Genomic DNA, 6,372 nt, shown 5'->3' with positions numbered 1-6,372 from the left:
CCCAGAGTCGTCAAGAACCGAGCACACAAATTTCCGACGAAAAAAATGCCAGACAGCGGTTAACTGACTGGCATTGCGCCGGTGGGCGGGGTTGCAGGGGTGGGGCCGCGGGCTGCTTAGCCAGACAGGCACTCACTCATGAATTTCTTGCGCTCGTCACCCTTCTTGCCGGTGGCCTTTTCGTTGCAAACCTTCATCTTGTCTTGTTGCGAGGTGGTGGCGGGTTTGGCATCCGCGGCCTTTGTTTCGGCGCCCGCTTTCGCATCAGCGGCTTTGGTGTCCGCGGCAGGCTTGGCGCTGAGGCATTCGCTCATGAACTTCTTGCGCTCATCGCCCTTCATGCCGGTCGCCTTCTCGTTGCAGACCTTCATCTTGTCTTGCTGCGAGGAGTTGGCCGATTTGTCGTCGGCCGCCTTCGCATCGGCGGCGGGCGCTTTCGTGTCCGCCGCGGAGCTCGACTTGGCGCTAAGGCACTCGCTCATGAACTTCTTGCGTTCGTCGCCCTTCATGCCGGTGGCCTTCTTGTTGCACTCGGTCATCTTCTGCTGCTGGGCGGTGGGTTGCTTTGCTTCCTCGGCGGCGTGGGCGGGCAATACGGCGAACTGCGCAGCGAGCGATGCGGCCAGAATCATGAGCTTGTTCATCAAGATCTCCGTGAGGGGGTTGAGGGTGAGGGCCGCAGGGTGCGGCGGGCAGTGCATCCGGGCTTACGGCTCGCTGTCGTCCATGTCGAGCGCAGAGCGTTGGCGATCAACGAATTCCTGCATCGAATCGATGCCGCGCAATTGCAGGATGGTATTTCGCACGGCCGCTTCCAGCAACACGGCAAGGTTGCGGCCTGCGGCAACCGGCAGCGTGACGCGCCGTGTCGGCACGCCAGCGATGTCCTGCATGTCGTCTTCGAGCGGCAGACGCGGCAGCGTTGCGCCTTCGCCGCGGGTCTGGCGGTGCAGGTGCACCACGAGCTTGAGCTTCATTTTCCGCCGGCAAGCGGTTTCGCCGAAGATCGTGCGGATGTTCAGGATGCCGAGGCCGCGCACTTCGAGGAAGTCCTTGAGCATCGGCGGGCAGCGGCCCTCCAGCACGCCCGGCGCAATGCGCGAGACTTCGACGACATCGTCGGCCACCAGCCCGTGGCCGCGTGATATCAGCTCAAGTGCCAGTTCGGACTTGCCGGCGCCAGAATCGCCGGTGATCAGCACGCCAAGCCCAAGCACATCCATGAACACGCCGTGCAGCGAGGTCTTTTCGGCCAGATTGCGCGCCAGGTAGGTCCGCAGAGAATCGATCACCCGGGCAGACTCCGCCGGCGTGGTGAACATCGCAACGCGGGCACTTTCAAACGCGGTCTGGATCAGCGACGGCACTTCGCAGCCGTCGGCCACAATCATGGCGGGCGGGTGGGCGAGCAGGATGCTTTCGAGCTGGTGCTGCACCTTGTCGCGCGCCTGGCGCCGTATCCACCCCAGCTCGGCTTCGCCCATGACCTGGATCCGATTGGGGTGAATGATGTTCAGGTGGCCAACCAGCTCTGCCGGCCAGACCTTTTCGTTCGGGACTTGCACCTCGACATCCAGCGGCCCAGCAAGGTGGGTGAGCGCGAGGCGCTCGCGGTTGTCTTCGAAGATCTTCCCGACACTAGTTCGCCGCATTCGGGGCCCAGTTGATGAAGAGGGTGTGTACCTCCGAGGCATCGCCGGCCAGCGTCAGGGCGTCGCGGAAATGGCGGTCGGAGAACATCTGCGCCAGTTCAGAGAGCAGGCGCAAGTGGTGCTCGGTGGCGCTTTCGGGCACCAGCAGTACGAAAAGCAGATTGACCGGCTTGCCGTCCGGCGCTTCGAAGGGCACCGGTTGAGTCAGGCGGATGAAGGCGCCGACCGCGTCACGCAGGCCCTTGATACGCCCGTGCGGGATTGCGATGCCCTGACCCAGGCCCGTGGAGCCAAGCTTCTCGCGCATGAAAAGCGCGTCGTAGACGGCTGCGCGCGCAAGGCCCTGGTGGTTCTCGAACAGCAGCCCGGCCTGCTCGAAGACACGCTTCTTGCTGCTCGCATCAAGATCGACGAGTACGTTGGAGGGCGGCAGCAGTGGTGCGATGAGATTCATGCTTGGGGTTCAGAAATGCACTGCGCGCCCGAAGGCGCGCAGATCCGGGGGTCAGCTCATGTTCGGTGCGCGGGCTTTCCGCAAGCTTACGCGCCGGGATTCAATTGAGCGACCGAGTTGTCAGGATTCCGTAGCCTGGCGCTTGTGCGCCTCGTGGCCGTGATCGTAGGACTTTTCCTTGTGTTTGAGAACCTGCCGATCGAGTTTGTCGATCATGGCGTCGATTGCGGCGTAGAGATCTTCGTTCGTACTTTCGACGAAGATGTCCTTGCCACGTACATGTACCGTCACTTCCGCCTTTTGGTTCAGCTTTTCTACCGACAGGATCACGTTCACGCTGGTGACGTGGTCAAAGTGGCGAATCACGCGATCCAGTTTCGAGGTCACATAGTCACGGAGAGCTGCGGTGACTTCGACATGGTGTCCGGTGATGTTCAGGTTCATGATCACTCCTCTTAGATCATCTTGCGCTGGCTGACCGGCGGGATGTTGAGCGACTCGCGATACTTTGCGATGGTGCGTCGCGCAACGACAATCCCCTGCTGGCCGAGAAGATCGGCAATCTTGGCATCGGATAGCGGTTTTTTGCGATCCTCTGCCGCAACCAGCTGGCGAATCAACGCACGAATCGCCGTCGCTGAGCACTCGCCGCCAGAATCCGTGGCGACGTGGCTGCCGAAGAAATATTTAAGTTCAAGAATGCCACGTGGTGTGGACATGTACTTCTGTGTCGTCACCCGTGAGATCGTCGACTCGTGAAGCTCAAGCTGATCGGCGATCTCGCGCAGGGTGAGCGGACGCATGGCCACGTCCCCATAATCGAAGAACTGCCGCTGGCGGTCAACGATGGCCTGCGATACGCGAAGAATCGTGTCGAAGCGTTGCTGTACGTTCTTGATCATCCAGCGTGCTTCCTGAAGTTGGCCAGCGAGCGAGCCGGCCGAACCGCGATGCTGCTGCAGGATCCCTGCGTACAACTGGTTGATCCGCAGCTTTGGCATTGCATCCGCGTTCAGTGTAACGCTCCAGTGATTGCGGACTTTGCGCACGATCACGTCCGGAATCACATAACGCGCGTCGAGCGCTGCAAAGCGCGCGCCGGGGCGCGGGTCAAGGCTGCAGACGAGCTGATGCGCCTCGCGCAGCACGTCGTCGCCACAACCGAGCTGGCGCTTCAGTCGCACGAAGTCGCGCGCGGCGAGCAATTCTAGGTGGTGTTCGACGATTGCAATGGCGGTATCGCGCGCGGCGCTTCGCGGGTGCTGCACAAGTTGCAGCTTGAGGCATTCCCCCGGTGAGCGCGCGCCAATGCCGGCGGGGTCGAGCTGCTGAAGGTGTGCGAGCGCAATCTGCAGGTCGTCGAGTTCGACTTCGTCTTCGGGCGGGAGCAGCTCAAGCAGTTCTTCGAGCGGCTGGGTCAGGTAACCGTGGTCGTCGAGTGCCTCGATCATGAAGCGCAGCAGGGCGCGATCACGATCGCTCAGCGGCATCAGGGAGACTTGCGCGTCCAGGTGATCGCGCAGACTGGTTTGCGCGGCGCGAAACTCCTGGAAGTCGGTCTCGTCATCGTCGTCACGTGTCCCGCTGCCACTCCCGCCGCCTTCGCCTTCGCCCGACCACTCGGTGGGGCCGTCGTCGTAATTGGCGGCTTCTTCAAAGCTCGGCTCTGCCGGTTCGGGCGGTGCTTCGGCTGCCTCGGCGGCGGCCTCGCTCTGCGCTTCGCTGCCGGGGACTTCGGCCGACTGGCCCCAGGCTTCGGGGTCGGACTCGGCGTCTTCCCGCTCCAGCAGCGGGTTTTCGAGCAGCATCCGCTCAATTTCGCTGTTGAGCTCCAGCGTCGATAGCTGCAGCAGCTTGATCGACTGTTGCAGCTGCGGGGTGAGCGCGAGCTGCTGGGAGATTCGGAGCTGGAGCGAGGGCTTCATGGTGATCCGGGGAGGGGCTCAGAGTCTGAAGTGTTCGCCGAGATAAACCTCGCGAACCTTGTCGTTCTGCACGATTTCGTCGGGCCGTCCGCTGGCCAGCACGACGCCGTCGGTGATGATGTAGGCGCGGTCGCAGATGCCAAGCGTTTCACGGACGTTGTGATCGGTGATCAAGACACCGATGTTGCGTTCCTTGAGAAAGCGGATGATCTTCTGGATGTCGATCACGGCGATCGGGTCGACGCCGGCGAAGGGTTCGTCCAGCAGGATGACCTGCGGCTCGGTCGCCAGCGCGCGGGCGATCTCCACCCGTCGCCGTTCGCCCCCAGAGAGGGCCATGGCGGTGGCGTCGCGCAGATGAGTGATGCCAAGCTCGCCGAGCAGTTCGTTGAGGCGCTCCGCTTCGCGCGCCTTCGGCAGGCCTTGCAGTTCGAGCACTGCGAGGATGTTCTCGGCCACCGTGAGCTTGCGGAAGACCGAGTTTTCCTGCGGCAGGTAAGACAAGCCGAGCTTGGCCCGCTTGTGGATCGGCAGGTGCGTGATGTCTTTCTGATCGAGCAGGATCGTGCCGCCGTCGGCACGCACCAGGCCAACGATCATGTAGAAGCAGGTCGTCTTGCCGGCGCCGTTCGGGCCCAGCAGTCCGACCACTTCACCGCTGCCCACTTCAAAGCCGACGTCTCGCACCACCGTGCGGGCCTTGTAGCGCTTGGACAGACCGCCAACCTTAAGCAGACTCATCAAAAGGCTCTTTCAATACTCGTTTCACGACATCCGCGGAAAACCCGCGCGTGATCAGGAATCTTGCCTGGCGCGCCCATTCCTTTGCGTCGCCCGGCGCGCGACCGAATTTGCGCGCCCAGACATCGCGGGCGCGCGCCTGTTCGCTTTCGCCCAATTCACTTCGCAGCGCTTCGTTGATCGTATCCGGATCAACACCACGCTGCGCCAACTCGTGCTGCAAGCGCCGCTCACCCAGCCGCGCTGCGCGGCTGCGCACGAAGCTTTCGGCAAAGCGCGTGTCTGACAGCAAGCCCAGCTCGGCCATGCGATCGAGCACCGCTTCAACTGCGTCCGCCTCGCCGTGCGCGGCGAGCTTGCGTGCCAGCTCCGCCCGGCTGTGATCGCGTTGTGCCAGGCTGCGCAGGGCTCGCGCCTTCAACTCGTCGCTGCTCATCGCTGCGCCGCAGGTTGGTGGCGCGGGCCGGTTCAGGCAGCCGCTTCAGCCGGCGGCAGCTCGGGCAAACCAAGCTTTGCGCGGATCTTGTTTTCGATTTCACGTGCGGTTGCCGGGTGTTCCCGCAGAAACTCGCGCGCATTGTCCTTGCCCTGGCCGATCTTCTCGCCACCGTAGGCGTACCAGGCGCCGCTCTTGTCGACGAGGCCCTGTTCGACGCCCATGTCGATGATCTCGCCTTCGCGCGAAATGCCTTCGCCGTAGAGGATGTCGAAACGCGCCTCCTTGAAGGGCGGTGCGACCTTGTTCTTGACGACCTTGACCTTGGTTTCGGATCCGGTCACTTCATCGCCCTTCTTGATCGCGCCGGTGCGGCGGATGTCCAGCCGTACCGAAGCGTAGAACTTGAGCGCATTGCCACCGGTGGTGGTTTCCGGGTTGCCGAACATCACACCGATCTTCATGCGGATCTGGTTGATGAAGATGACCATGGTGTTGGTGCGCTTGATGTTGCCGGTGAGCTTGCGCAGCGCTTGCGACATCAGCCGCGCCTGCAGGCCGGGCAACTGATCGCCCATCTCGCCTTCGATTTCCGCCTTGGGGGTGAGCGCGGCGACCGAGTCGACGACGACGATGTCGACGCCGCCCGAGCGCACCAGCATGTCGGCGATTTCGAGTGCCTGTTCGCCGGTGTCCGGCTGCGAGATCAGCAACTCGCCGACGTTCACGCCGAGCTTCTGGGCGTAGGTGACGTCGAGGGCGTGTTCCGCGTCGATGAAGGCTGCGACGCCGCCGAGCTTCTGCATTTCGGCAATTGCCTGCAGGGTCAGCGTGGTCTTGCCGGAGGATTCCGGGCCGTAGATTTCGATCACGCGGCCGCGTGGCAAGCCGCCGATGCCGAGCGCGATGTCGAGCCCGAGCGAACCGGTGGAAACGGCCTGGATGTCCGATTCAACTTCGCCGTCGCCCAGCTTCATGATCGAGCCCTTGCCGAACTGCTTCTCGATCTGTGCCAGGGCTGCCTGGAGTGCTTTCGCCTTGTTGTCGTCCATGAGTGATCCTCAGTGCTGTTGCGGCAATTATGGCACAGAGATTGCGTGCATCCGCGAGCCGGGGCTGCGAACGAAACGTGGCACACTTGCGCGATCCAGATCCATCCGGACA

8 protein-coding genes are annotated in these 6,372 nt (G+C 62.6%); all 8 read right to left on the bottom strand.

Annotated elements, in window-relative coordinates; all coding sequences use genetic code 11:
* Positions 1–116 precede the first annotated feature (116 nt).
* Complete coding sequence (locus OPU71_RS21255) at positions 117–644, bottom strand: PsiF family protein (RefSeq protein ID WP_420712387.1); 528 nt, start codon at positions 642–644, stop codon at positions 117–119.
* Positions 645–707: 63 nt separating this feature from the next.
* Positions 708–1,652: an HPr(Ser) kinase/phosphatase gene (gene hprK, locus OPU71_RS14810; RefSeq protein ID WP_267728787.1), complete on the bottom strand. Its 945-nt coding sequence runs from the start codon at positions 1,650–1,652 to the stop codon at positions 708–710.
* Entirely contained in the window at positions 1,639–2,106 is a 468-nt protein-coding gene (ptsN, locus tag OPU71_RS14805; protein ID WP_267728786.1) for a PTS IIA-like nitrogen regulatory protein PtsN, read from the bottom strand. Before ptsN ends, hprK begins: the two co-directional genes overlap by 14 nt.
* 120 nt (positions 2,107–2,226) lie before the next feature.
* Entirely contained in the window at positions 2,227–2,550 is a 324-nt protein-coding gene (gene hpf, locus OPU71_RS14800) for a ribosome hibernation-promoting factor, HPF/YfiA family (protein WP_267728785.1), read from the bottom strand.
* 11 nt (positions 2,551–2,561) lie between these two features.
* Positions 2,562–4,031, bottom strand: a complete 1,470-nt coding sequence (locus OPU71_RS14795; protein WP_267728784.1) for an RNA polymerase factor sigma-54 — start codon at positions 4,029–4,031, stop codon at positions 2,562–2,564.
* 18 nt (positions 4,032–4,049) lie between these two features.
* Positions 4,050–4,772: an LPS export ABC transporter ATP-binding protein gene (lptB, locus tag OPU71_RS14790; RefSeq protein WP_267728783.1), complete on the bottom strand. Its 723-nt coding sequence runs from the start codon at positions 4,770–4,772 to the stop codon at positions 4,050–4,052.
* Positions 4,759–5,208: a recombination regulator RecX gene (recX, locus tag OPU71_RS14785; protein WP_267728782.1), complete on the bottom strand. Its 450-nt coding sequence runs from the start codon at positions 5,206–5,208 to the stop codon at positions 4,759–4,761. Before recX ends, lptB begins: the two co-directional genes overlap by 14 nt.
* Before the next feature lie 32 nt (positions 5,209–5,240).
* Positions 5,241–6,260: a recombinase RecA gene (gene recA, locus OPU71_RS14780; protein ID WP_267728781.1), complete on the bottom strand. Its 1,020-nt coding sequence runs from the start codon at positions 6,258–6,260 to the stop codon at positions 5,241–5,243.
* Positions 6,261–6,372: the final 112 nt, after the last annotated feature.

This window comes from Niveibacterium sp. 24ML (genome assembly GCF_026586805.1).
GTDB lineage: Bacteria > Pseudomonadota > Gammaproteobacteria > Burkholderiales > Rhodocyclaceae > Niveibacterium.
Note: the sequence above shows the minus strand (reverse complement) of the source record. Positions and strands in the feature narration are given on the sequence as shown.

Coding starts and splice junctions, on each gene's coding strand:
- OPU71_RS21255 (WP_420712387.1), bottom strand. CDS start 644: ATGAACAAGCTCATGATTCTGGCCGCATCGCTCGCTGCGCAGTTCGCC.
- hprK (WP_267728787.1), bottom strand. CDS start 1,652: ATGCGGCGAACTAGTGTCGGGAAGATCTTCGAAGACAACCGCGAGCGC.
- ptsN (WP_267728786.1), bottom strand. CDS start 2,106: ATGAATCTCATCGCACCACTGCTGCCGCCCTCCAACGTACTCGTCGAT.
- hpf (WP_267728785.1), bottom strand. CDS start 2,550: ATGAACCTGAACATCACCGGACACCATGTCGAAGTCACCGCAGCTCTC.
- OPU71_RS14795 (WP_267728784.1), bottom strand. CDS start 4,031: ATGAAGCCCTCGCTCCAGCTCCGAATCTCCCAGCAGCTCGCGCTCACC.
- lptB (WP_267728783.1), bottom strand. CDS start 4,772: ATGAGTCTGCTTAAGGTTGGCGGTCTGTCCAAGCGCTACAAGGCCCGC.
- recX (WP_267728782.1), bottom strand. CDS start 5,208: ATGAGCAGCGACGAGTTGAAGGCGCGAGCCCTGCGCAGCCTGGCACAA.
- recA (WP_267728781.1), bottom strand. CDS start 6,260: ATGGACGACAACAAGGCGAAAGCACTCCAGGCAGCCCTGGCACAGATC.